Here is a 21,726-nt window from a genome sequence, read left to right on the forward strand (position 1 = left end):
TTCCGGGGTGTGGAGATCCCTAGGAGGAGGGGCCATCGCGAGCCTCGGCAATCCTGGTTGGAGTTGCGATCCGTCAACAGGCAAGATCGAGCAATGGGGAAGTGGCGGTGCATTGGGAAATGACGGCACCAGATGGGAATACTTTCCCAGAGTCATGACTGCCGTCTATAACGCTTCAGTCACAGCGATAAACCTGCCAGATGGAAGCCGTAGAGGCGGAGATATGGCAGCCTATTACCTGTCTACAAACCGCATGTTAGTCGTCAACGATGACTATGCAATTGACGGCTACTACTGGCGGGTGATTGGGTACGTCTCATCATGCACCTGATTGCCAATCCGGGGTGTGGCGCAGCGGAGGTTCCGTTATAGGCGATCCTGACGCTGGTTGGTCTGAGCTCTCTAACGGAATGATTATGAACTGGGGAACCACCCCGGTATTAGGACGGGACGCGAGAGTTAACATCTACTTCGCTCGACCATGCAGAAACAGTTATCCAAGCGTATCCACATCAACAGCACGCGATACCACTGATTCAGCTTCGACAACACATGTCGTACCAGTTGTTGGTCTGAATTATTTCCAAGTTAGAATCTCTGGCGATAGCCAAGCAATACGTTGGACAGCGATGTGCAGTTAGGTTTGCCAATCCGGGGTGTGGCGAGAACTCGGAGGAAATGAGTACACATACTCTATGGGCAGCCAAGGATGGCGCTGCAGTAAGTCATCAAAATTACTTGAGCAGTGGGGCACTGCCAGATACGAATTTGTTTCTACAGCGTCCACCAGCTTTCATGTGCGCTTCTCCGGTGTCTATTCAGTAACTACACAGCATCTTGGTACTGCCGACCAACATTACAGCTTGCCAAACGTAACATCAGATGGGTTTACAACAGTGCGGCACGGAGGCGCCCAGCATCAGTTCTTCTGGTTCGCGATTGGTCGTGGAAACTGCTGATAAAATAAAGGGGCCTAAGGCCCCTTTATTTTTAATTGTCAATTCTTCGCGCATTGGTAGAGGGTACATGGATAGCAGCCACCAACTGCAATACTGAATGCCGTATATCTTGAAAAGCCAACGGGGCAACTGCATGCGCCTGTAAGGGGGTTTTCCAACATAGCAGCCCCCATGTCCCGGGCTATAAAAGTACGACCCTCCCCAAGAGCCTCCAGCACTCGGTGCTGACCACACCCCGGATTGGCAAACCTAACTGCACATCGCTGTCCAACGTATTGCTTGGCTATCGCCAGAGATTCTAACTTGGAAATAATTCAGACCAACAACTGGTACGACATGTGTTGTCGAAGCTGAATCAGTGGTATCGCGTGCTGTTGATGTGGATACGCTTGGATAACTGTTTCTGCATGGTCGAGCGAAGTAGATGTTAACTCTCGCGTCCCGTCCTAATACCGGGGTGGTTCCCCAGTTCATAATCATTCCGTTAGAGAGCTCAGACCAACCAGCGTCAGGATCGCCTATAACGGAACCTCCGCTGCGCCACACCCCGGATTGGCAAAATGAACTTACAGCCGTTTAAACCAGGCGATGCGCTGTGAGCTGGTTGCGACGAGCGATCTGATCATGAAGCAATCGCTTGCTGAAAGGATCGTACTGGTTGATTGGTAGCTATACCAACCCTCTGTGTCCGCTTTAGAAGCTACCTCAACTGCTCCGTTGACCACGATCTCCACGCCCATTGAATCGCGCACGTCGCCCCGTATCTGGGCATATACCAGGGCATTTGTACCGAGGCAGTAATTGGCGTTAAAGCTCAGAGGAGTCCGAGCGCCGACATCAATGCCTCCTCCTGTAGACCACACCCCGGATTGGCAAGATAAGGTGAGGCCAGCAGCGGTGCGGCCTACAAGCCCGTTAGGGCTACACGCGGTGCCCTCTGTTGCGACTCCGCCGAGCTGCAAATACTCGCCGACAGCAGTGCGTCCCTCCGACCGCAACGTGCCCCCGCGAATCTCCCCACCTGAGTAGACGTTTTTGTCACCGTAGGATCTGACCCAGGTCGGGTCATTCATGTACCAGCCACCGTTCCACTTCTGGTTGTACCAGCCAGTATCTCCCGTGGTGCGAAACCACCCTCCAGTTGTCGTCTCGCCGGTTGCACTGATGTTTCCACTTGCTGTAACCGTGGCAGCGGAGACTGTCCCTGCGCTGTTGAGATTGTTCCCGTTCATGTTGATGGCGGTGTTCATGCGATTTACCTCTGGCTTACCAGGAACCGCATTCCGGTAGAGGTAGTCATTGACCAACGCGCCGTCCTCAAGGAATAGAGCGGTGGCGATATGCCCTGCACCCGGAGCCACACCGAAGGAGGCGAGCGGAACTTGCCAGCCGCCGAAGCTGCCTGTCGCGATGCTTGTGTCGGTGCTAGAAATGAAACCGCCTCGTGCGCCCATGTACTGAGCCACTCGCCGGCCATCCAATTCTCGTATCGTTTGGCCACCGGTGCTGACGACCAATGCTTGTAGCTGGTTCGGCTGTGGCTCGATCACGCGTACCGTATAGTCTTGACCAAAGGCGTTTTTGTCTGAAAAACCAGAGGGCAGGTAGTTCGTGGTTTTCAACATTGCGGTAGTTATTGTCGCCGGCGAAGTTGGGCCAGCGATCGCAACAACAGCCGCATAGTTATCCTTCAGATACTTGGCGGCTGCATCGGCAACGATCGTTGCGTGTTCTGCTGCCTGCTTATTCGTGATGTTGTCCAAGTACCGCCCGTACTGCTGCAGCGCAACAGAGCTCGCTACGGCGGCGAGTATCAGCACGAACAGCGCCTCCATCAGGGCCAAGCCGCGTTGCTGCTTTGAAGAAGAAGAGATCTTCATGGTCGGTTCTCCAGACTCTAGTCGTCGTTCCACTGTGCTGAGTTCATTTGAAGCAGGACGTCCTGCATCACATTCTGTGTTTTACCCTGGCGGATCTTTTCGCGAATCCCAGGCGCGTCGGATCCATTAAGAACCAGTGGCTGAACAGTCATTCGGGTGAATACTTTGTCGGCTCGGTGATCGCGGTGAAGCGACTGCCAGATCACCATTCCGAGACCTGTGGCCAGCACCTCGTTAGCGTTCTCGAAACCGGCTCCTGCCAGAGTGACAATGCGATCGAGCGCCTGAGCCACGTTACCCGCATGGAGCGTCGCCAGTATCAGGTGTCCATTGATCGAGGCGGTCAGCGCTTCGCATGCTGTCGCCTGGTCGCGAATCTCCCCCAGGAAAATCAAGTCCGCGCCTGTCCGCATTGCGTGGTACAGGTGCTCTGCGTATCCACCTGTCTTTTTCGAGGCTTGGATCTGCACTACTCGGCCAGGGCCGTGTTCGCCACTCAGCTTGGTTTCCGGCGGATCTTCGATAGCGATCGTAAGCCCACCATGCCTCTGCATCCGGTCTACAACCATTCCCGCTGCGGTTGACGTTTTGCCGTTGGCCATCTCGCCGGCGACGAGAACCAAACCTCGCAGCTCGTGGCTACGCCAGGCATTCAGCACGTGGTCAGGAAATCCGAGGTCATCGAGCTTCCGGATCTGCGCGCTTGATCGGCGGACAAAAAAGACGTCCTGCAGGTTCACATCAGTGACTTTAGTGACACGAAGCATCACGTCTTCCAATGTCACTGAAAATTCTGGCTCTCCGTGTTGCGCATAGGTAGTGCGGCAGCGCTGACGTAACTCAGCAACTTCGTCTTCCCACGCCGCCGGTGCTGGAACACGGGGCGTCGCCGCCCCGTGAAGCCCTTTGACATCGCAGAAAGTCTCGCCAAGAAACAGATCTACGAAATTCGCTTGGGCAATCAAACTCACGAGCTCACGGTCCATGTGATGGTGTTGGTGGTACCGCTGCAGCTCGTGGTCGCAGTGGCTGCAGTCACCTCTCCGGTGAGCGCGGTTCCCGAGTTGATGCGGGTGGTGAACGCCTGGTTTTTCGCTACCTTGGTGGCCAAGGCGACACACGCATCTTGTGGTACCGACTGATAGGTAATGGTGAAAGCAACACCAGCCGATACAACCGTGACCGCACCGTTCCAGGCGTTATAGGGCACGTTTGACGCAACTGTCAGGCCGTTTGGAATACCGTCAGTTGCGAGCAATTGAGGCACGAGGTTTGTTCCCGAAGCACCATAGCCTTGGGAACTCTTCAATGCGCGAGTATTGATAATGAGTTCGGCTACGTTGGTTTGCTCGGTGTTATTGGTTTGCTTGCCGAAGAGTTTGAAACCCATCTGCACAACCACATAAAGAACCAGAGCCGCAACGATGAGATAGAAAAGCACTTCCATCGTGGTTGCGCCGTTTTGCTTGCGGGAGAACGAACGGTTGTTTTTCATAGATTACTCCTAGGTATTACGTGTGGTTAAGTTCTTGCGTTTACGGATTGTTCGAGTGCGGTTTGCATGTCAAATGTCCCGAGGACTACCAAGGCCATGAGTCCAGCCATAAAGCCGGCACTAATGATCAGGCTTAACTTGGCACTGTTCTCAACCTGCCGAATACACTGCTCAAGCCACTCTTGTGAGTAGTTGTTGATCGCGTCCTCGAATCCGTCGCGGGAGGCGAGGATTTTGAGAAATTGAACAGCGCGCTTATCGGGAAAGCGGTGGCCAGCGCGATCCAGTGCTACGCCAAGGTTGCCACCCTGACGGGTGCCATAAATTGCTGCGCTGATCCGCTCGTATAGCCAGGGTTGGGCGCCTTTCCCTAACAGAAGTAACGTGTCATGAAGCGGGATTCCAGCTCTGATCATTACCGAAACATTCAGGAGAAATGTCGATCCGTGAAGAACCCTGTAGGTGGTGTAAATGGGCGCTCGATCAAGCCATATCCGAATCTCACCCGTCAGCCGTGGCAGGCTGTAAAATATCGCGGTTAAAAGAGCTACTAGAGTGATAACTGCATAGATTCCGAAGTTGGACGCCGACCAAGCGATGATATTCAGTGCATAACCAACGCCCTCCCATGTATCAGGATCGCTGAGCTTGGCCATTTTGGGTACGAGAAGAGTGGAGATAACCCAAAGGAGGACACCTGCGATCGAATACAGAAACGCCGGATACAGCGTTGCACTGAGTACGGCAGCGGTAATCCGCTGCTTATACGCAATAGTTCTGATTGCATCTTTTAGTGCTTGTGAAAGCGCGCCTGACTGCTCACCGGCGGCGAGAAGCGTAACCTCTTGATGCGGAGCCCAACGCTTTAAGGCTTGACTCAATTTCTGGCCGTTAGCGAGCGCCTGATAGCACTCCATACAAACAACCGCCAAGGGCTCACCTTTACGCTGTTGGTCATCGCTAAATACATTGAACAGTTCATACAAGGCGTCATCCAACCGAACACCGTTGTCCAGCAGCAATGCGATGGAACGGTACAGTTCGGTACGCTGCCCCGCACCGAACTGCGCACGAGTTACAAACTCGTCAAAGGTTGTCCAAAGACTTTTAAGGTTCATTACTTGGTCTCGCCAATGGTCATGTAATCCTCGTCCAGCGGGCCAACATCACCTTCAACCATGAAAGGATCAATTAGGCCTGCGTTCAGTTGACGAATGGCGTGAGCGTTCTTAGTAATACCGCCCATCTTCTGTACCCAGTACGCTTTTCCTTCCGCTTTGCTCTGCTTGAAAACACGCATGAAGTCAATGTTCGGTATTAGCACCTCTGCAATTACTGTGCGTCCAGAGATACCTTTCCCCTTGCAATGAGTGCAGCCGGGGCCTTTTAAGAATACGGTGTCCGGTGTACAAAACCGGTCTACTCGGTCTTGCAGATCAGGTGTTAGATTTTGACGTCCATCCCGATATGGAACTTTGCACTTTGGACAAAGTACGCGAGTTAGCGACTGGTTGATGAACCCTTTCACCAACGAGGGATCGAGCACAAGCGTTGGATCGACACCCAGATCAAGCAGGCGCTGAACGCTTGAGATAGCATCAACAGTGTGCAAGGTTGTCCAAAGCCCATGGCCAGTCAGCGCCCCTCGGAAGCCTGCCTGGGCAGATTCGAAGTCCCGCATTTCACCAACCATTAAGACATCGGGATCCAAACGTACAGCATTCTTAATAGCTGCTGCCCAATCATCATTTCCGAGCTCGGTTTGGTTGGCTCCGTCGATTTTGTATTCAGGCGGATCTTCAACTGTGAGCAGATGAATGCGTCGTTTGAAATGCTGAAGCAGTTCCTGCAATAAAACTTGCAACGTGACTGATTTGCCCGATCCAGTTACACCAGAAACAACGACAATTCCTTTTTTCTGGTGAATCAGTCGGCGAAGCTGAAGCAACTGCTCGGGAAGATAACCGAGCTCCTCAAGTTGCCGGTGTTGACCGTTATCATAGAGAAGGCGCATTACCATCAGAGGGCCAGACATCATTGGCCTGGTCGCTACACGGGCACCAAATAGGCCGCATTGCTGGACATACTCTTTCTTGAGTCGTGCGTCCTGGCTGACATGGGGCTTAAAGATTTCGTCAGACGCCTCGCACATGGACTGGTAAATGGTGCTTAGAAAAGCCTCACCTTCCTTACGCAGCAGTTGGCCAGCCGGGTCTAGATCACCGTGGATGCGGAATTTGATCTCCAAAGCATTTTCTTCAAGCATGAGGTGCACATCACTTGCTTGAGATTCAGCAGCCTTGGTTGTGATCTGCATGACCAGGCGCTGAAAGTCGCTGGTACCCTGGCTTGAGCGCGCAGCAACAGCGCCTGAGCTTGCGTTTTGGGCAGTACGGTAGAGCCTCTCTATTTCTTCAACACGAACACGTTTAATTGTGAATTCGACGTTGTTGTATTCCAGCCGATCAATGTACGAGAGCACATGCATGTTGTTTGCGTGCGAGTCGGAGACGTAGAGCACCAGGTCTTCTGTCAGGCACAGCATTTTCATGACCTCGGGGCCAGCCTCCCACCGCTGCCCTGGCGCGCTAAGGATCAGCCGCGGAATGATCGGCGAAGGTGTGGCTGTTGCCAGATCGCTGGTTACGTTGAGATTGCTCATGACATGCTCCTAGCGGATCGGTGTTGGCGACATCAGGCCCGGCATACCTGGCAGCGAAGGTGTCGGCTGAATAGAATCTTCGCGACCGCCAGTGGACTGCATTACCTCGATATATTTGCCGTCCTTCAATAAGCGCGCTTTCCCGAGCGACACTGAGTTAACGCGAAAACCGCCGGGAAGAATTTCGCCAGCCCGTGCCTCGACAACGCTGCCGTTGTCGTACATAAACGTTCCATAAAGGTTTTGGCCACTGCCGACCACTCCTCTTAATTGTGGGACGCTATTTCCGGAAGAAACTGGAGCAGCACCTGTTACCGGATCTGTCCCATACTTTGTTGCTTCGGCCTTCTTCTGATCTCGACTCCCTTTTAGCTCCCAATAGATCTTTTGCGCCTGGAGAGCTGAAAGGTCGCCGAAAGTCGGAACATATTCATCGGCCAAGACTGTTTCACCCCGGCCAAAAGCGAAAAGCAGCATAATGAAAACTGCATAAGCTTTATTTCTTTGCATAAATGGCTCCTTTTATGGTCCAGGTAAGTTGCGCCAAGTCATTACGGGTAATGTCGATCTCGGTGATTCGCACACCTCGACCTGGTAAGCCCTGAACAAGGATCTCTGGCGGGATATCGGTATCGAACGAAAAAGTAAATTCAAACCAATCCGGTACAGGTGGGGCCGGAGGTTCGACCGCCGGATCGGCCCCCGGAAGAGGCTCTGGAGCTGGCGGGGGCGTGTAAGGCACCTCGACGAGTTCCGGCTTTATTTGTACTTGCTGCAGGTGGCTGTTAAACGATGCCAGAGCGTCATCAAGAGGACGAAGTTCTTCATCGCCGGCAACGGTCATCTCGATAGGCTCATTGAGAGAAGCCTTGTCCCCACCCTCGGTGAAAGCTGGAGCAAATTCAAACAGGCCCTGTGCTGCCGCAATTAGCTGGTTCACAGTGGAAGATCCAGTCCTTGCGTAACTGATTGCGAAGAGATCCGGCTTGCAATTTGCTGAAATGGCAACCCATCCGCCGAGGGCGAGTGGCTTTTCATGGGATGCCTTACTGCACGATGTAACGAAGTCCCCGACCCCGATCATGGTTGCCCATGGATGTTTCAAAGCCGGCGCCTGCTGTTCCGCCCTGGTCTTCGCGTTCAGCTCCTCCAAACGCTTGGCCTCGAGTTGAGCGGCTAGAATGCGAGCCTCACGCTCAGCGCGCTCAACTGCTAGTTGCCATTGCCATAATCCGAACATCGCGCACGCTAGAACGCCCGCTGCAATCCCAACGCCGATCCATTCTTTTTTGGTCAGGCCAAAAGTTAGAGGCTTGAGTGTGTATTCCTTTTTCAGATTAGAGGGTTTGAGCAAATCCTCGATATCACGCTCAATTCCGCCAAACTCAAGTTCGGCGGGTGCAAAGATATTGTCTTTGAAGTCAGTAGTGCCCCTAGCGAAGATTCGCCGTAGCTGCTTCTGAATAGCGTCCTTATCGCCGATTTTGTCTGCGCCAGGAATGATTGCACCACTGTCGACGGCAACCATCGCATAACGATCATCTGGCAGTTTGAAGGCACCGATCCAGGTATCGCCGAGCTGTCCTGCAAGTGCAGCGGCAAGGGAATACATCCCCTTATAAGCACCGTCGGCCTTGCTCACAAAACCGGCCTGCTTTACTTCGGCGGTATCGCGAATCGCGACAATATCCAAACCTTCTCGTTTGCCAATTTCTTTGGCTTCTTTCATGTAGCCGCGCGGACGCGTCAAGGCCTGCCATAACAGCCCGGAGACAAACCTGTTTCCATTGATGGAGACGATTGTTGCGGCGGGCCTTTTGCGTGGCGCCGGGTCTTGCGCAATTTCGCTGAATACGTCCATTTTTAGCTCTTGATGATCGGTGTGATCAGAACGACGATTACATCGCGAGTGGTATCGCGGGTGGCACCGCCACCGAGAAACATATTCCAGCTACTGCCGGTGCCAGCTTTGGTTCCTTGCTCAGAGGTCTGATCGAAACCGGAAAGAACTAGCGTTTCTCCGGAGCGCATGCGTACGTTTTGACTGAATATGCGGTTATCAATCTCGGGCACTTGGATGCGGTTCTCACCACTGGACTCAGCCCGCAAGCGAATTAGCGAACTGATGTTGATTGAATAACGCAATAGCAACTCATTATTTGGCATAACCAAAGGAAGCAGATCCATATTGAAGCCACTGGTAACTGTTCCAGGTGTAAGCGAAGTAGAAGAACCAACATCCGGGGTGTTAGTAGTCTGGATGGACGCGAGATAGCCGGTTTGCCGTGCAACTTGCACAGGAACTGGCTGCAGGTTGAGTGTGGTCACAGATGGCGAAGTTACGACCGATACTCTGCCCTGCTCGGAAAGAGCCTTAAGTACGGCGGTCGAGCCTGCGAACGAGCCATCCAGAATACCGACCTGTCCGCTTACCGAGTTGTTGGCAGCATCTTGGAAAGTGTTGGCTAGATTGAAGTCCCAGTTCCCGTTTGCAGCTTTGTAGACGAGGTTCCAGTCGATCCCCGCGCTATCTCTGTCAGTAAGCGTCACCGAGTACACTTTTACATTGAGCAGTACCTGCTTGGTGATGTTGGTGTTTTCAGCATCCAGGTACGCACCGATTTGTTCGAGCACCTCTGGCCGGTCGGTAACTGTAATGATCCCGGTAGAGCGAGACAGTGCCATCCGGCCTACTGGGCTCAGCATGGTCTTTACGTTCTGCTCGATGTCGTCTGCGATAGAGGTTTTGAGGCTCAACGTCGTGGACTGGCTGCTTCCGGAGTAACCAGAGATACCCGAGCTTGAGCCCGTGCCACTTCCGCCTGTGCCGGTACCGGCGGTGGATGTGGTACCGGACTGGACGACCGACTGCATGTCAGTTGCAGAGGCGAATGCATAGAAGTTGAAGGTGCGAGTGTCGAGATAAAAGATCGTGATCGAGCGATCCCTGGCGTTGTATTTCCAAGACAGGCCGAGCTGTGCGGTTGCCTGGTTCAAGAGGCCGGTCAGCCGTCCCTGATACTTGAGATCTCGAAGGCGGGTATTCCGTGGCACATTGGTTGAGGACATGCCCGCAGCCTGGACGCCAGAACCACCTGGGAAAAGCCCCGCCATGTCGTTACCAACCGGTGCTGGACCGCCAACTCCCGACGCCTGTGCCTGCCGCGCACCTCCGTCGATGACGTCCGGAGTCACTCGGACTGGCAGCGAACACGCACGAGTGACCACCTGAGCGAAATCCATTACGTCCATTTCTTTATCGAACGTGATAGAGCAATCCAGGTGTGGTGGAATGCCGCCCACGGCAGCAAGCGGTTTCAGGTCAACCAATGGCTCATCTTGGAATTTCACCGAGTCGTTGGGGCGACCTTGCAGCGTTGGGTCGCGCAGCACTTCTGCGTATTTGCTTGCCTCTTCAGCCTTGCTGTCGACTCGGTCGACAGTGCGGTGGACGCGCATAACTTCGCATCCAGCGGTCATGGAGATCAGCAGGAGCGCGACAGTCAGCCTGCCCAGTTTTTCGATTTTCATGCAGACTTCCTCGGTGGAGTGAGTTCCATTACTTTCAAGAGTTTTTGCTGGCGAGAACCTGTCACACGGAACGGGCGTTCTGCGGCGCGGTAATAGGAAAAGATCTTTTGAATGGCTTCTTCAAAAGTGCCCTCGATCCGGATAGGGGCTCTTATGGGGTAGTCCAACCCTTCTGCTTGCCAATCAACGTTCCACCCAGCTTTGGAGACCCACCCTTGGATCGTTTCGCGCAACGTCGAACCGGCCTGGGCAGTCCAGATAGGCAACGGAGCAGCTTTATTATCTGGCTGCGGCTTGGTCATTTTCGGTGGTTCAGCTTCAACAGGAACTGGCTTGCTGACTACGGAGGTTGGCGCCGGTGAGGCCGCGGTGACTGCCGTTTTTGCTGTGTTTGCCCTTGCAGCCGCGGCAGGCTGAGCGGCTGCAGGCCGCGCACTGCTCGTTGCCTTTACAGGCGCTGCAGCTACTGGAGCGGTGGCGTTTTCAGCTGGCTTTGGTTGCAGGGGAGATTTCTTTTCAGCCTCTCCTTTGCTGATTGCCGTTTCCGGAGGCGCAGCGATCGCCTTGGCTTGCTGCGGTGCAAGCTGCTTGGCCGCAGCCGGAACCGGCTTAACTTCAACCTCAACCTTTTTGGGGATCTCTCCGATCTTGATTGTTGGCTTCCATTTGCTCGCATCGGTTTCAAACTCGGCACGACCAATGATCCGTCGCACTCGATCACCTAATGTCAGCTCCTGGCGGGTTCCGGTTACAGTCTGCTGCGCTTCGGTGATAGTGCTCTGACCGATAAGGTCATGCTGAACAAGCGTGGAATAGAGCAGCATGCCGGCATAGTCGCGAGTCAGCCGGTGGAAATTCGCTTCTAGGATGGCTTGGGCTTGCTCTTCGCCTTCCTTCCAGCCTTGCTGGACAGCCTCCTGCCAAACCTTCATTTCAGCGCTATCAACCGGCCGAGCTTCCATAATCGGAAGCTCAACGTCAGTATTGAGGGGCAGGCCGACCAGAAGATAGTCGCGCCAAGATGGTGGAACGCTGACGAAGCGCTCCTGACGTTCAATCTTGTAGACGCGGTCTGCAGTTCGAATTTGGTCAGGTGTAAAAGCTGCTACATCGCGCGCCTCGACGATGACTGGCGGCAACACGCCTGCCTGACTGATCAAGGAAGCGAACTCATACTGAACATCCAGTGCTCGTGCACGATGCTGCAGCCCAACCACAAGCTCACGCGCACGAGATGTCAGCCCCCCACGAAAACCTACTGTGCGCCCCCCCTCCGACAGGAGCTGAGCTCGGATACTGCTAACACCGGTTACAGCCTCTGAAGTCGGGTTCATCAAAGACTCAAGAGACGGAACCTGCCCCATGGGCGTAAAGCGAGGGTCATCAGCAAAGCTACCGCCGGCGGCTTGGGCATGAAGTGAGAGGTGAGCCATGAAGATGGCGAAAGCGAGGCGCTTCATGTCTTTCTCCGTTACGGCTGCGGGCGGTTGTAACGAAGCGTCAGGGCACCGCCTCCGGCGGTGAGAATTGCGCGATAGCCTACCTGGGAGCGGATCTGATCAAGGACTACTGCGAAGGGCTGGTCCTTGACATCCATGTTCAGAGGTAGCGGCAATCTCAGGCCCTCCACTACGAAGCGATAACCGCGCTCGTTAGCGAGTACCTGCACCAGGTTGTACGCATCCCCTTTCCAGATGAACGTAAGAGGCTGCCGCTCATCAGTGATACGAGCCGCGGCTGGCTGCGCTGGCTTGTTCAATGCTGCCGCCCGGTAGAGGTCTGCTTGTGCAGCTTGGATGGTGCGAGCAGAGTCCAGAATCAGCCGATCAATCTCGGTCTGTGCATCGCTTGTTTTCTGGCTTGAAGCGCAGCCAGTCAGCAGCACTGCGCATAGGCCAAGGAGAGGTGAAAGTCGGCGCGAATCCATATAGACCCCCAAATTTTGTATTAAGGGTACTATACGGAATCGGCTTAGGCAATTCTACTGCTATGTGCTGTTTCGTGGCGTTGCGGCCTTCTTAGAAGCCTTAGCCTGCATTTCCGCGTATGCGGCCTGCCGCAGAAGCTCCTGTTCCGGCTGCTTCAACGTCACACTCATTTTGTATTCAGCCATGATTTCAACGGCAAGACGTTGGAAGGCATGCGATCCGGTTAGCTCGAAGGAATTGCCATACTTCTCGACTGCCAGTCGAAGAGCTTGCGCCACGGCGTCTCTATCCATAGATGCACCAGGTGCGAGGTGCACTGTTCGCCCGCGATCGATAAACCGGTCCTGACCCTGAGCGTTACGGTAGTGCACCGCACCATCGCGCCGCACTTTGTAGGTCAGCCCATCTATCGTGCTGATTGCTTTCGGATCGTATGCCTGATCTGCCCGCGCACCGTCGAGCCCAGAATCTTCGTCAAGGCGATCCAGCGCTGTAGCTTTGCGCTTGTCTGCGTAGGCCCAGCCTCTCATTTGGCTAACAGCCGCGTTGTTTCCAGATGCAGCCTGTTCTTCAACCCACTCACGAAACGTCATCGCTTTATTCAACGGGTCTGCCCGGAGCGCTTTTCGCTTTGCCGCGATTTCTGCTTTTAGCTGTTCACGTTCTCGAAGCGTCTCAAAAGCAATGACGCTGTACAGTGCCTTTTTGGCAGCGGTTGAGGCGCCGGAATTCTTGACCGCGCCTCTTCTATCGCGGGCCTTGGCGGCGAGCTCGGCGAACAACTTACGAACATCGTCTTTGTTGAGCTCTTTTCGTACGAACGATTTTTTATAATCGGTGTATTGCTCGCGTAGCGCTTTACGTGCGCTAGCACGTTCCTGGCGGCGCTCCTCGCGTACTTTCGGATCACGCTTAACTGGGCGGTGCTTGTCATAGCCAGCCTGCGGTTCTACAACAATATCGATGGCTGGTTTGAACTCTCCCAGGCGCTTTTCGAGACGCGATCGAGAGAGCCCTTCATGCAAGTCGCTGGCCTTAACTGGTGTCACATCAGGGCTAGACTTCGAATAAATCGCAAAGCCTTGTCCCTTTGGCTCCAGGTAGAGGTCGTACTCAGCAAGAAGGCGATGGACTGCCTGCCACGTAACAGATTCCCGCTTAAGCAGTTTTGCAACTGCCTTGCGCGGCTTATCTCGCACGTAGCTAAACAGGCTCTCAACTCCATCGTGTCGCTCCATATCCGATGCTTTTGAGGGGCGCTTACCTTTGCTGTTCGGAGAAGCACTGGTCCAGTCGATTACGGTTTTCCCATTACGCTCAAATATGGAGTAAACGCCGTCGACACGTTGCCAGTCATTAGCAAGCTCCAGTTCTCGCATAGCGTAGTCGAGCTTGTAATAATCACGCTCAGGGTATACAGCTCGGAATGTCTCCGGATTGACACGATTTACTGCAATATGAACGTGCACATTGTCTGTATCCCGATGTATCGCAAAGACGTATTGGTGGTCATGCATGCCTACCGCGCGCAGGGCATATTCCGCACTCGAGAATGCTTCATCGTCAGTAGGGTTTTCACCGGTCGCCCAGGAGATAACGACGTGATACACCGGGTCGTTTACCCGAGCGTTTTGAGCTGCTACGGCATTCATTTCAGCACTGGCTGTTTCTAGCGAGATACAGGTGTGCTGACAGACGATCCCCGTCGGCGTCGTTATACGCTGCGGGGTGTCGCCCAGCAGGCTAGCTAAATCTATGGACTCTCGGTCAGAGCTTGCTGCATCTCGTCCATCTCTTCGTTCAGAGGCTTCAGCATTAAACGCAAGGTTGGCTCTACGGGTTCTGGCTCTCGCTTGAAAGTCTCTATCAGTTTCTGGAGCTTGTCGGAGATAAGAAGCTGCTGCTCGTAGATTGTGTTTAATGCGGGCAAGGCGTCGCTTAGCTTCAGTTCCATCGTTTATGTCTCCAACCGACTCGCCAGCGTCGTGGCTATGTCGGACATGTTTTGCTGCATCGGGAGCAGCAGACCTTCCAATACTTTCAAGACGGATTCGGACGGCATCTGCATCAAGAGAATCAACTCGTCCAACTGCGCGCAGATGGTCAGCTGCTGTTCTGAGATTGACTCCAACAGTCCTAAGAACGTCGATGCTTCTTCGTTGGTCGCTTGTACTGAGCTCATCGCTCACCTCGTGGCTATCAGGGTCTTTGTTTGTGATGTACTCGACCAGATCCTTGAAGGAAGAGTCACCATCGCTCCGCTTGTCCGGGATCTTGGCAATCATTGTCCGTCGATCCTTGCGATCGCCTTCTGGATCTCAACCAGGATCTGCGCGTACTCCTTCGAGAGAACGCCCCTCCCCTCATTGAACAGATGCTTTTGTAAGCCGCCGAGCTTTCTGAGCTCATTGACCAGGTGCTTGTCGGCTTTGCTCGTGACTCTCTTGTTGAGGCCAAGCGCCCTCAAGAACGCAGGTGCGGTTAGACCGGCGTCCAGCGCCTGCTCCTCAATGGTTTCCTTCTCCTCGGGAGAAACGCGAACCATGATGTGCTTGGTCTTAACTCTTGTTTCGCTACTACTCATATACGGTCTCAAGGGGTCTCGGGGCTTGCCCTGAGCAGGGTCGGTAGGAGGGTGTAGGGAGTGAAACGACTGGAATCCCTCCGGTTGCTAGGCCGCCATTTATGGCGGTATAGCAAACCCTACCTTGTCCCGCCTTTTAAAAGCACTGCTGTCAAATCATAGGCCTTGTGTGTTGACTGGGCAACGTTAAAAGCTAGAATGCAAAAAAAATGAATCATGGGTGGATCGAATGTCGATCACGCTGGAAAGCATAGAAAAGCTTCAGGAATCGCTTCGCGAGCTTCCTGAGGTAGAAGACAAAAGCAGAGAGCTCAACAAGCAAGAAGCGGTAGCGCTTCTTGTTGATGAGGTAGAGCAGCTGAAGAAAAAAGGCTATTCACTGGAAAAAATTGCCGAGCTGCTGACTGAGGGTGGCCTGGAGATAAAGCCTCCGACGCTTAAAAGCTATCTCTCGAAGGCGAGGGCTGGTCGAAAGGCGAAACGGAGTGTTAAGCCTAAGGTTGCACGTAAACAGGCAATGCCTTCTGCAGGAAAAGAAGCATCATCGAAGAGCCATGTAAACCAAACCGGAGTGCTCTCAGGCAAGATTTCTGATAATCATCAGGGGAAAGCCTCGGAGAACAATCCAGGTGAAAATCTATCAAAGCGGAGCGACACGATTTCGCCAGGCCGCTTTGTACCGAAAGAAGACAGTCCAGAAATCTGAGAGGCTAAAAAATGAACGAATCCATTATCGTCGTTGGGGGAAGCAAAGGCGGTGTCGGTAAAAGCGCGGTTAGCATCGGTGTGATTGATACGTTGAGACACAACGGCAAGGACGTGCTGTTGATTGAATCCGACACCTCCAATCCCGATGTTTGGAAAATGTACAAGGATGAGGTCACGTCAGCCCTGATTGACCTTGACGATGCAAACGGCTGGATCGATCTGATCAACGTCTGCGATGAGCACAGAGACAAGGTGGTGGTGGTCAATACCGCAGCCAGAAACAATAAAGGCGTTGTTGCCTATGGCGAAACACTTAATTCTACTCTTGATGAGCTCAACCGTAAGTTGATTACCCTGTGGGTTATTAACCGTCAGCGTGACAGCCTCGAACTGCTGAAAGAGTATATGGATTCGTTATCCGGCTCGATGGTTCATGTTGTGCGGAATAGCTATTTCGGAGATGAACCAAAATTTGAGCTCTATAACAACTCGAAAATTCGGAAAACCGTCGAAGACTCAGATGGTCTTTCTGTAACCTATCCTGATCTTGCAGATCGTGTCAGCGATGATCTCTATAGTAAGCGGCTGTCGATAGATGCAGCTATGAAAGAGCTACCTATCGGTAACCGCGCTGAGCTAACCCGCTGGAGAAACGAAGTTCGAAAGGTTCTTGGGGCTGTTTTAGATGTCTGATCTTGAAAGTGCGTTTGAAAAACTGTTGGGCAGACAACCTTCCGAAAGGGAGGTTGAAAGCTTATATAGGGTCAAGAATGCACTGGGCATCCGCGACAATGATTCGCTGTGGATGGTTCTCATGGCGCTGGAGTCCTACGACACGTTATACAGAAAATATCCGTCGATGATTTCAAGCCAGGTGGACAATGTTCTATCTGAATTCCGCCTTACAGCGTCTGCTGTGGCGGATGCGGAGTCGAAGAAAGCCCTTTCGACTCTGGCTAATGCTGTCAGCAATATCAGCGACAATATCGCTAAGAAGACTGTTGATACTCAACGTCTTCTTGCGATGGGCTTCTTCATGTTCTGCATGATCATGTTCGGTGCTCTTTGTACCTTTGTGGGTTATGTCCTTGGTAGCGGAAACATGCCGTTTTGGGCAAAATATGATTCGTCGTCCTCCCCGGCAATTATTATCCTCACTGCTATTGCACAAACCCCCGCCGGGCTCATTGCTTCACTCGCAGGCGGGATTACTTCGACAGCAATAATCTTCAGACTCAGAAACAACCTAAGATCGTCGGGTAGTAAAGCCGCGGTCGTCGCGAGCATTGTTCTTTTAGGTCTTTCTGCTGCTCTGCTTGCCCCTTTACTTTACTGATTTCATATAGGCCTATTCGGTTAGGTCTAGCCCTCTCTAAATCCATAAAGGGCGGCACATCCGGCCCGCCCTCCCCTCCCCCAACTTCGCGTATCCACTGGCTTCTATAGTCCGGCGGCGGTACCGGCCAGGCCGGCGCGGCGGTCGAGCTGCTGCCGGCCCGCCCCCTCCCCCCGGTGCGGTGCTGGATCCTGGGCGCGATCGACGTCGACCAGGTGCTGTTGATCGGCGCCGGCGGCGCGGATCTGGTTGTGGAGTTCCTGCAGGGCGCGGTGGCCATCACCAGGTGCTGACGCTGCGCGCGTGCTCGAGGCTGTCCGCCGGCGGCGGTACCGGCCAGGCCGGCGCGGCGGTGGAGCTGCTGCCAGCCCTCCCCCGGGCGCGGTGCTGGATCCTCGGTGTGCTCGACGTCGACCAGGTGCTGTTGATCGGCGCTGGCGGCGCGGATCTGGTTGTGGAGTTCCTGCAGGGCGCGGTGGCCATCACCAGGTGCTGACGCTGCGCGCGTGCTCGAGGCTGTTCGCCGGCGTCGGTACCGGCCAGGCCAGCGAGGTGGTGGAGCTGCTACAGGCCTCCCCTGGGCGCGGAGACGGATCCTCGGTGTGCTCGATGTCGGCCAGGTGCTGTTGCTGATCGGCGTCGGCGGCGCGGATCTGGTTGTGGAGCTCCTGCAGGGCACGATGGTCATCACCAGGTGCTGACGCTGCGCGCGTGCTCGATGCTGCCCGCCGGCGGCGTTACCGGCTAGGCCGGCGCGGTGGTGGAGCTGCTGCAGGCCTACCCCTCTCCCCCAGGCGCGGAGACGGATCCTCGGTGTGCTCGATGTCGGCCAGGTGCTGTTGCTGATCGGCGTCGGCGGCGCGGATCTGGTTGTGCAGCTCCTGCAGGGCACGATGGCCATCACCAGGTGCTGACGCTGCGCGCATGCTCGAGGCTGCTCGCCGGCGTCGGTACCGGCCAGGCCAGCGCGGTGGTGGAGCTGCTACAGGCCTCCCCCCCTCCCCTGGGCGCGGTGCTGGATCCTGGGCGTAGGTAAGTTCGTAGAGAGGAGGATCGTGCAAAATGTAATCAACTGATAGCAGGTCCCGGAGCCTAGTGCTTGGGCGAACCTTTCAACAAAGTTATCCACTGTTACTGTGGATATCTGTAGAGCCTCGTTCGGTCTGAGTTACCAAGCCCGTACCGGTTTTCCTACCTGGACTCGTAAAATGCGCAAGGAGCTTCCTTGGGGGGGACTCCTATCCGTGGCGGTCGCGGCTGTCGTCTTTGCAGTATTGGCGCGCGTCGGTGTCTTCGTCCCAGCTTGCCAGCGGCGTTTCGCACTCAGAGCAAAATGCACGCTTGCCGGCTTTGTGACGCAAGCCGTCATACATGCCGCTGTTGTCGGTCGTGAAGCCGTCAAAGCGGCGATGATAGACCCCCTTGCCGGCGTAGGCCTGCATGACATAGAACGTCTCACTACCACAGTGCGGGCATGCGGTAAGGGTATGGATGGGGGGCAGCTTGGCCATAATGATGCGGGTTCCTTTCGTTATGCGCAGTCGGCTGGCCTGGCTTGCGGCGGCGGGAACATCGCCAGGCCGGCGGCGGTCGGCTCGTTTTGTTCGTCGATCAGTCCGCGACAGCGCAGGGCAATCAGGGTCTGCACTCTCGCGCCGTACTCAGAGCGGCCGGAACACCCGTGGTCGTGCGGTTTGCCAGCGCAGATACCTTGCAGCACCCAACGCATATTCGGGGTCAGACGGGCGGATTTCTTGGTCGTACTCATAGCAGGGCTGGTTCCTTTCAGTTCGTGACGGTCACGGCTGCCGCCTCGGCGGCCTGCTTGCGCTTGTACTCCAGCACCGCCCGGTCGCGCACGCGGGACAGGTCGGCGTGCTGCTCCAGGCGGCCACCATCCGCCGGCTGGTAATTCCACCAGCTCACCGGGTAGCACTTGGCGAAACTGGCGCGCCCCATCAGCACACCATTTACAGTCACGGGCCGGTCATAGCCGGTACGGGTGCGGCCTACGATGGCCTTGGGTTCGGTCTGGCTCATAGCGGGGCGGGTACCTGAGACGCCTCAACTCGGGCGTTCACAGCCGCTAAGTCCTCAGGTAGGGAGACGCCGGCGATCTTCAGAAGTGTGGCAGCAGTGGACTTCGTACCGTCGGTAGTCTTCTGCATCTTCCCGAGCACCACGCAACGGTTTTCCCACATAGCGTCGCCTTTGCTCGTTTCTACAGCAGCAAGGCGCTGCATGGAATGCCACCGGGCGCGGCTCGGATCGATGACTTTCGCATCGCGGTCGATTGGCGTCAGGTAGGTGCCTGCGAACAGCGCTTCCCGACCAAAAATTCCCAGCGCCTCCAAGAACACCGCATGACCAATGACCATGATTTCTCGCACATCTGCCGCGGGAATCCCGCCACTGATCATGTGTGCCCATTGAGGCAGATGTTTTCCGCACTCGTCCAAAAATTGGCGTACCAATCCGGCGATACCCTGCAGGCGTGTTTCATCGACCTGGCCGATGGTTCGCTCGCTGACCCCTGTGAGAAGGGTGACGAACTTCTTGAATGCCACCAGACTCCACAGTTTGTACGAGCGCTGCCCGGGCGTAGCGTTCTCGAAGTCGATGCGCTTCTTGATGCTGGGCATTTCGTTGAGCAGCTGCTGGATCCAGGCGTTGTAGGGGTTGCGATGGTCATACAGCGCGTTGATAGCAGACGACGGTTTGACGGCCTTGCTGTTGATGTCGGCGAAAATCTGCTGCGAGCGCTTGAGGCCCTGGTCAAAATGAATTTGAACCGGCGCCGTCTCGTTCTGGAGCGTGGAGTCGCCCTTGAGAGCCAGCTCGATCGCGTAGCGACGATGTTGGCCATCATTGATCAGCATGGTTGCGCTCATCGGGATATGGAGCATGCCGAGCTGAGGGATTCCCTCGAACGGCTCGAAGGCCATTGCAATGTCTACGCTTGCAGTCAGCGCTGGCAGGACGTATTCGTCCCTGTTGGCCAGCATGTATTCGCTGATGTCCTCGGCACGCTTCTTGTTGAGGGCACGTTGCGCCCTAAGCTCTGCCGGTACCGCCTCTTCCTCATCGAAAACGAAAAGTTTGGCGAGTATCGGGTAGGGAATCTGGGCCAAGTAGAACTCGCCCCGTGCCTGCACGCCGCGAACTGCTGGAACGGAGAAGCATGGCTCGTTGCGGATCAGGTCTATCGCCTTTTGCGCTTCGTACCCACGCGCCCGCAAGTGTGCAGCCTCCTGTTGCTGAAGCACCCGCTCCTGATGCTCTTCGCGAACCTCTTGCTCATAACGCTCGCGCAGCTCTTCCAGAGTGAGTCCTTCTTGCTGCAGGTAATAGCCGGCTTCATCGGCCATCCGGTCAGGCTTGCCCGTGAGCTCCATCGAAAGAATTGCCGCCATCAGTCGCTTGCAAAAGGCCCGACGTTGTTCCCGGTCGTAGTCATCAATCAGATGCTCAGCGATCTCGCCCTTGCGAAGCGCATTTTCAGAATGCACGGCGATGAACGCGCTCTCGCTATGAATAGCGCGCTTGCGCTTGTTCAACTTGTCCCGGGCATTCATGGCAGCAACCATGTCGCGGTGGACTGACACGACCTCGCCCCGCGAAAGGGATTTATCCAGGAAACAGGCTTCGCGGGCTATTACTGCATCGTACATAGAGCACCTCGGATTTTCGATGTTTCAAGACTACGCACACACAGGAGTAAGTACGTACGCACGTACGCGATTACATAACCGCCACGCACAATAATTATATACGTACGTACGTAAGTACGTAAACACATAATTACGCCAGAACCATGCATCTGCCGAACTATTGCTGCTTAGCGCAAACCTACGTATATCGCCGACACTTCGGCAGGCCTGGAGCCCTGTCCAATATCGGATCAACTAGACCTAGACCTAGGCCCAGGCACCCGCTCCCCTATCTCCCACATAACGCAACGGACGCGCCTTGCGCTGAAGGACGTATATCGCCGACACATGCCCGGTCACGTAACTACGTAGGTACGTAATTAAATAGGTCTGTACTTAACGCTCATGTAGTTCTGCGGCTCTGAGCCTCAGCCCCTGCGTTTGGCCACAAACCAAGCTGTATGTATGTACGTAACCATTGGGTCAAGGGTCTGCCCGGAAGCCGCATGCGGAGCGGATCCAGCTTGCTGGAGAGCACCGAACGGGTGAGGACAGAAGCGAAGCGCGCCCTTGTACCAGGAGCTTGAGAAGTAAGGCTCCGCCAGCGGTTCAGGGGTTTTGCTTTTCCCCCTGGGCCGTTGGGGACAGAGGCCGACTCGCTCCCTTCCCTAGGAAGGGCGGGGGGATGGGAGTGTCGGCGATATACGAAACGGGCACGTTTACCCCTGGTAGTCCACGTCGAACAGGCCGAGCCTGCCCTTGCAGGGAATGAACGGCAGTGGCTTGGCGTTGGCCAGTTCGAAGCCGTACTTGCCAAAGAACCATAGCGACGGGCTTTCGTCGATACAGCCTGTGACAGTGGCCTGGCCGACGATGCCGCCGCGCTCGAGGGCGTCGAAGGCAGGCAGGGTGATTGCCGCCTTACTGCACAGGCTGGCGGCATCTTCATACTCGGCACGGGTCATACCCTCGGCAGCGTGGATCAGCAGGGGG

Annotated in this window: 21 protein-coding genes; 4 read left to right on the forward strand and 17 right to left on the reverse strand. The window is 54.9% G+C overall.

The features are described 5' to 3' along the window. Positions 1 to 1,525: 1,525 nt before the first annotated feature. From pilV to mobA, 12 genes are read right to left on the reverse strand one after another with little or no spacing between them, the layout of a single operon-like run. A complete protein-coding gene (gene pilV, locus KCX70_RS22815; protein ID WP_212620446.1) occupies positions 1,526 to 2,839 on the reverse strand; it encodes a shufflon system plasmid conjugative transfer pilus tip adhesin PilV in 1,314 nt (437 codons plus the stop codon). 17 nt (positions 2,840 to 2,856) lie between these two features. Then, positions 2,857 to 3,810 carry an ATPase, T2SS/T4P/T4SS family gene (locus KCX70_RS22820; RefSeq protein WP_249121759.1) on the reverse strand — a complete coding sequence of 318 codons (954 nt, stop codon included), beginning with the start codon at positions 3,808 to 3,810 and terminating at the stop codon, positions 2,857 to 2,859. Then, positions 3,807 to 4,334: a type 4 pilus major pilin gene (locus tag KCX70_RS22825; protein ID WP_195883075.1), complete on the reverse strand. Its 528-nt coding sequence runs from the start codon at positions 4,332 to 4,334 to the stop codon at positions 3,807 to 3,809. Before KCX70_RS22825 ends, KCX70_RS22820 begins: the two co-directional genes overlap by 4 nt. Positions 4,335 to 4,360: 26 nt before the next feature. Next, entirely contained in the window at positions 4,361 to 5,452 is a 1,092-nt protein-coding gene (locus KCX70_RS22830; RefSeq protein ID WP_208218873.1) for a type II secretion system F family protein, read from the reverse strand. Beyond that, complete coding sequence (locus tag KCX70_RS22835) at positions 5,452 to 6,996, reverse strand: GspE/PulE family protein (protein ID WP_212620448.1); 1,545 nt, start codon at positions 6,994 to 6,996, stop codon at positions 5,452 to 5,454. Before KCX70_RS22835 ends, KCX70_RS22830 begins: the two co-directional genes overlap by 1 nt. A gap of 9 nt (positions 6,997 to 7,005) precedes the next feature. Beyond that, positions 7,006 to 7,506, reverse strand: a complete 501-nt coding sequence (gene pilP / locus KCX70_RS22840; protein WP_212620449.1) for a type IV pilus biogenesis protein PilP — start codon at positions 7,504 to 7,506, stop codon at positions 7,006 to 7,008. Beyond that, a complete protein-coding gene (gene pilO2, locus KCX70_RS22845) occupies positions 7,493 to 8,857 on the reverse strand; it encodes a type 4b pilus protein PilO2 (protein ID WP_212620450.1) in 1,365 nt (454 codons plus the stop codon). The genes pilP and pilO2 overlap by 14 nt, the downstream gene beginning before the upstream one ends. 2 nt (positions 8,858 to 8,859) lie before the next feature. Next, the gene (locus KCX70_RS22850; protein ID WP_212620451.1) at positions 8,860 to 10,527 is read right to left on the reverse strand and encodes a PilN family type IVB pilus formation outer membrane protein; all 1,668 of its coding nucleotides are present in this window, start codon (positions 10,525 to 10,527) and stop codon (positions 8,860 to 8,862) included. Then, entirely contained in the window at positions 10,524 to 11,987 is a 1,464-nt protein-coding gene (locus KCX70_RS22855; RefSeq protein WP_212620452.1) for a type IV secretory system conjugative DNA transfer family protein, read from the reverse strand. Before KCX70_RS22855 ends, KCX70_RS22850 begins: the two co-directional genes overlap by 4 nt. A gap of 11 nt (positions 11,988 to 11,998) precedes the next feature. Continuing rightward, positions 11,999 to 12,454 carry a DotD/TraH family lipoprotein gene (locus KCX70_RS22860; protein ID WP_212620453.1) on the reverse strand — a complete coding sequence of 152 codons (456 nt, stop codon included), beginning with the start codon at positions 12,452 to 12,454 and terminating at the stop codon, positions 11,999 to 12,001. Between the two features lie 60 nt (positions 12,455 to 12,514). Continuing rightward, positions 12,515 to 14,740 (reverse strand): TraI/MobA(P) family conjugative relaxase, encoded by a 2,226-nt coding sequence (gene traI / locus KCX70_RS22865; protein ID WP_212620454.1) that lies wholly within the window; start codon positions 14,738 to 14,740, stop codon positions 12,515 to 12,517. Then, positions 14,737 to 15,039 (reverse strand): plasmid mobilization protein MobA, encoded by a 303-nt coding sequence (gene mobA, locus KCX70_RS22870; protein WP_212620455.1) that lies wholly within the window; start codon positions 15,037 to 15,039, stop codon positions 14,737 to 14,739. The genes traI and mobA overlap by 4 nt, the downstream gene beginning before the upstream one ends. Before the next feature lie 229 nt (positions 15,040 to 15,268). Here mobA and KCX70_RS22875 point away from each other — a divergent pair, with 229 nt between their 5' ends. The 4 genes from KCX70_RS22875 to KCX70_RS22890 all read left to right on the forward strand — a co-directional run bounded on the left by KCX70_RS22875 (position 15,269) and on the right by KCX70_RS22890 (position 17,579). Beyond that, the gene (locus KCX70_RS22875) at positions 15,269 to 15,745 is read left to right on the forward strand and encodes a hypothetical protein (RefSeq protein WP_212620456.1); all 477 of its coding nucleotides are present in this window, start codon (positions 15,269 to 15,271) and stop codon (positions 15,743 to 15,745) included. 11 nt (positions 15,746 to 15,756) lie between these two features. After that, the gene (locus KCX70_RS22880; RefSeq protein WP_088193973.1) at positions 15,757 to 16,440 is read left to right on the forward strand and encodes a P-loop NTPase; all 684 of its coding nucleotides are present in this window, start codon (positions 15,757 to 15,759) and stop codon (positions 16,438 to 16,440) included. Then, positions 16,433 to 17,083 (forward strand): hypothetical protein, encoded by a 651-nt coding sequence (locus tag KCX70_RS22885; RefSeq protein ID WP_088193972.1) that lies wholly within the window; start codon positions 16,433 to 16,435, stop codon positions 17,081 to 17,083. Before KCX70_RS22880 ends, KCX70_RS22885 begins: the two co-directional genes overlap by 8 nt. A gap of 286 nt (positions 17,084 to 17,369) precedes the next feature. Next, positions 17,370 to 17,579, forward strand: a complete 210-nt coding sequence (locus tag KCX70_RS22890; RefSeq protein ID WP_212620457.1) for a hypothetical protein — start codon at positions 17,370 to 17,372, stop codon at positions 17,577 to 17,579. A 742-nt stretch (positions 17,580 to 18,321) separates the two neighbouring features. On the opposite strand, the gene KCX70_RS22895 is transcribed toward KCX70_RS22890, so the two are convergent. From KCX70_RS22895 to KCX70_RS22915, 5 genes are all read right to left on the reverse strand, one after another. Then, positions 18,322 to 18,594: a hypothetical protein gene (locus KCX70_RS22895; RefSeq protein ID WP_212620458.1), complete on the reverse strand. Its 273-nt coding sequence runs from the start codon at positions 18,592 to 18,594 to the stop codon at positions 18,322 to 18,324. Between the two features lie 20 nt (positions 18,595 to 18,614). Further along, entirely contained in the window at positions 18,615 to 18,851 is a 237-nt protein-coding gene (locus KCX70_RS22900) for a hypothetical protein (RefSeq protein WP_212620459.1), read from the reverse strand. Between the two features lie 17 nt (positions 18,852 to 18,868). Next, entirely contained in the window at positions 18,869 to 19,123 is a 255-nt protein-coding gene (locus tag KCX70_RS22905) for a hypothetical protein (RefSeq protein ID WP_212620460.1), read from the reverse strand. Further along, entirely contained in the window at positions 19,120 to 20,754 is a 1,635-nt protein-coding gene (locus KCX70_RS22910) for a DNA sulfur modification protein DndB (protein ID WP_212620461.1), read from the reverse strand. The genes KCX70_RS22905 and KCX70_RS22910 overlap by 4 nt, the downstream gene beginning before the upstream one ends. 698 nt (positions 20,755 to 21,452) lie before the next feature. Further along, entirely contained in the window at positions 21,453 to 21,698 is a 246-nt protein-coding gene (locus tag KCX70_RS22915; protein WP_336512538.1) for a hypothetical protein, read from the reverse strand. Between the last annotated feature and the right edge of the window lie 28 nt (positions 21,699 to 21,726).

It is taken from the genome of Stutzerimonas stutzeri (assembly GCF_018138085.1).
In the GTDB taxonomy this organism is placed as follows: domain Bacteria; phylum Pseudomonadota; class Gammaproteobacteria; order Pseudomonadales; family Pseudomonadaceae; genus Stutzerimonas; species Stutzerimonas stutzeri_AI.

What these genes read in the sequence shown, in the direction of transcription:
- pilV (WP_212620446.1), bottom strand. Translation starts at nt 2,839, where the DNA reads ATGAAGATCTCTTCTTCTTCAAAGCAGCAACGCGGCTTGGCCCTGATG.
- KCX70_RS22825 (WP_195883075.1), bottom strand. Translation starts at nt 4,334, where the DNA reads ATGAAAAACAACCGTTCGTTCTCCCGCAAGCAAAACGGCGCAACCACG.
- KCX70_RS22830 (WP_208218873.1), bottom strand. Translation starts at nt 5,452, where the DNA reads ATGAACCTTAAAAGTCTTTGGACAACCTTTGACGAGTTTGTAACTCGT.
- KCX70_RS22835 (WP_212620448.1), bottom strand. Translation starts at nt 6,996, where the DNA reads ATGAGCAATCTCAACGTAACCAGCGATCTGGCAACAGCCACACCTTCG.
- pilP (WP_212620449.1), bottom strand. Translation starts at nt 7,506, where the DNA reads ATGCAAAGAAATAAAGCTTATGCAGTTTTCATTATGCTGCTTTTCGCT.
- pilO2 (WP_212620450.1), bottom strand. Translation starts at nt 8,857, where the DNA reads ATGGACGTATTCAGCGAAATTGCGCAAGACCCGGCGCCACGCAAAAGG.
- KCX70_RS22850 (WP_212620451.1), bottom strand. Translation starts at nt 10,527, where the DNA reads ATGAAAATCGAAAAACTGGGCAGGCTGACTGTCGCGCTCCTGCTGATC.
- KCX70_RS22855 (WP_212620452.1), bottom strand. Translation starts at nt 11,987, where the DNA reads ATGAAGCGCCTCGCTTTCGCCATCTTCATGGCTCACCTCTCACTTCAT.
- KCX70_RS22860 (WP_212620453.1), bottom strand. Translation starts at nt 12,454, where the DNA reads ATGGATTCGCGCCGACTTTCACCTCTCCTTGGCCTATGCGCAGTGCTG.
- traI (WP_212620454.1), bottom strand. Translation starts at nt 14,740, where the DNA reads ATGATTGCCAAGATCCCGGACAAGCGGAGCGATGGTGACTCTTCCTTC.
- mobA (WP_212620455.1), bottom strand. Translation starts at nt 15,039, where the DNA reads ATGAGTAGTAGCGAAACAAGAGTTAAGACCAAGCACATCATGGTTCGC.
- KCX70_RS22875 (WP_212620456.1), top strand. Translation starts at nt 15,269, where the DNA reads ATGTCGATCACGCTGGAAAGCATAGAAAAGCTTCAGGAATCGCTTCGC.
- KCX70_RS22880 (WP_088193973.1), top strand. Translation starts at nt 15,757, where the DNA reads ATGAACGAATCCATTATCGTCGTTGGGGGAAGCAAAGGCGGTGTCGGT.
- KCX70_RS22885 (WP_088193972.1), top strand. Translation starts at nt 16,433, where the DNA reads ATGTCTGATCTTGAAAGTGCGTTTGAAAAACTGTTGGGCAGACAACCT.
- KCX70_RS22895 (WP_212620458.1), bottom strand. Translation starts at nt 18,594, where the DNA reads ATGGCCAAGCTGCCCCCCATCCATACCCTTACCGCATGCCCGCACTGT.
- KCX70_RS22900 (WP_212620459.1), bottom strand. Translation starts at nt 18,851, where the DNA reads ATGAGTACGACCAAGAAATCCGCCCGTCTGACCCCGAATATGCGTTGG.
- KCX70_RS22905 (WP_212620460.1), bottom strand. Translation starts at nt 19,123, where the DNA reads ATGAGCCAGACCGAACCCAAGGCCATCGTAGGCCGCACCCGTACCGGC.
- KCX70_RS22910 (WP_212620461.1), bottom strand. Translation starts at nt 20,754, where the DNA reads ATGTACGATGCAGTAATAGCCCGCGAAGCCTGTTTCCTGGATAAATCC.
- KCX70_RS22915 (WP_336512538.1), bottom strand. Translation starts at nt 21,698, where the DNA reads ATGACCCGTGCCGAGTATGAAGATGCCGCCAGCCTGTGCAGTAAGGCG.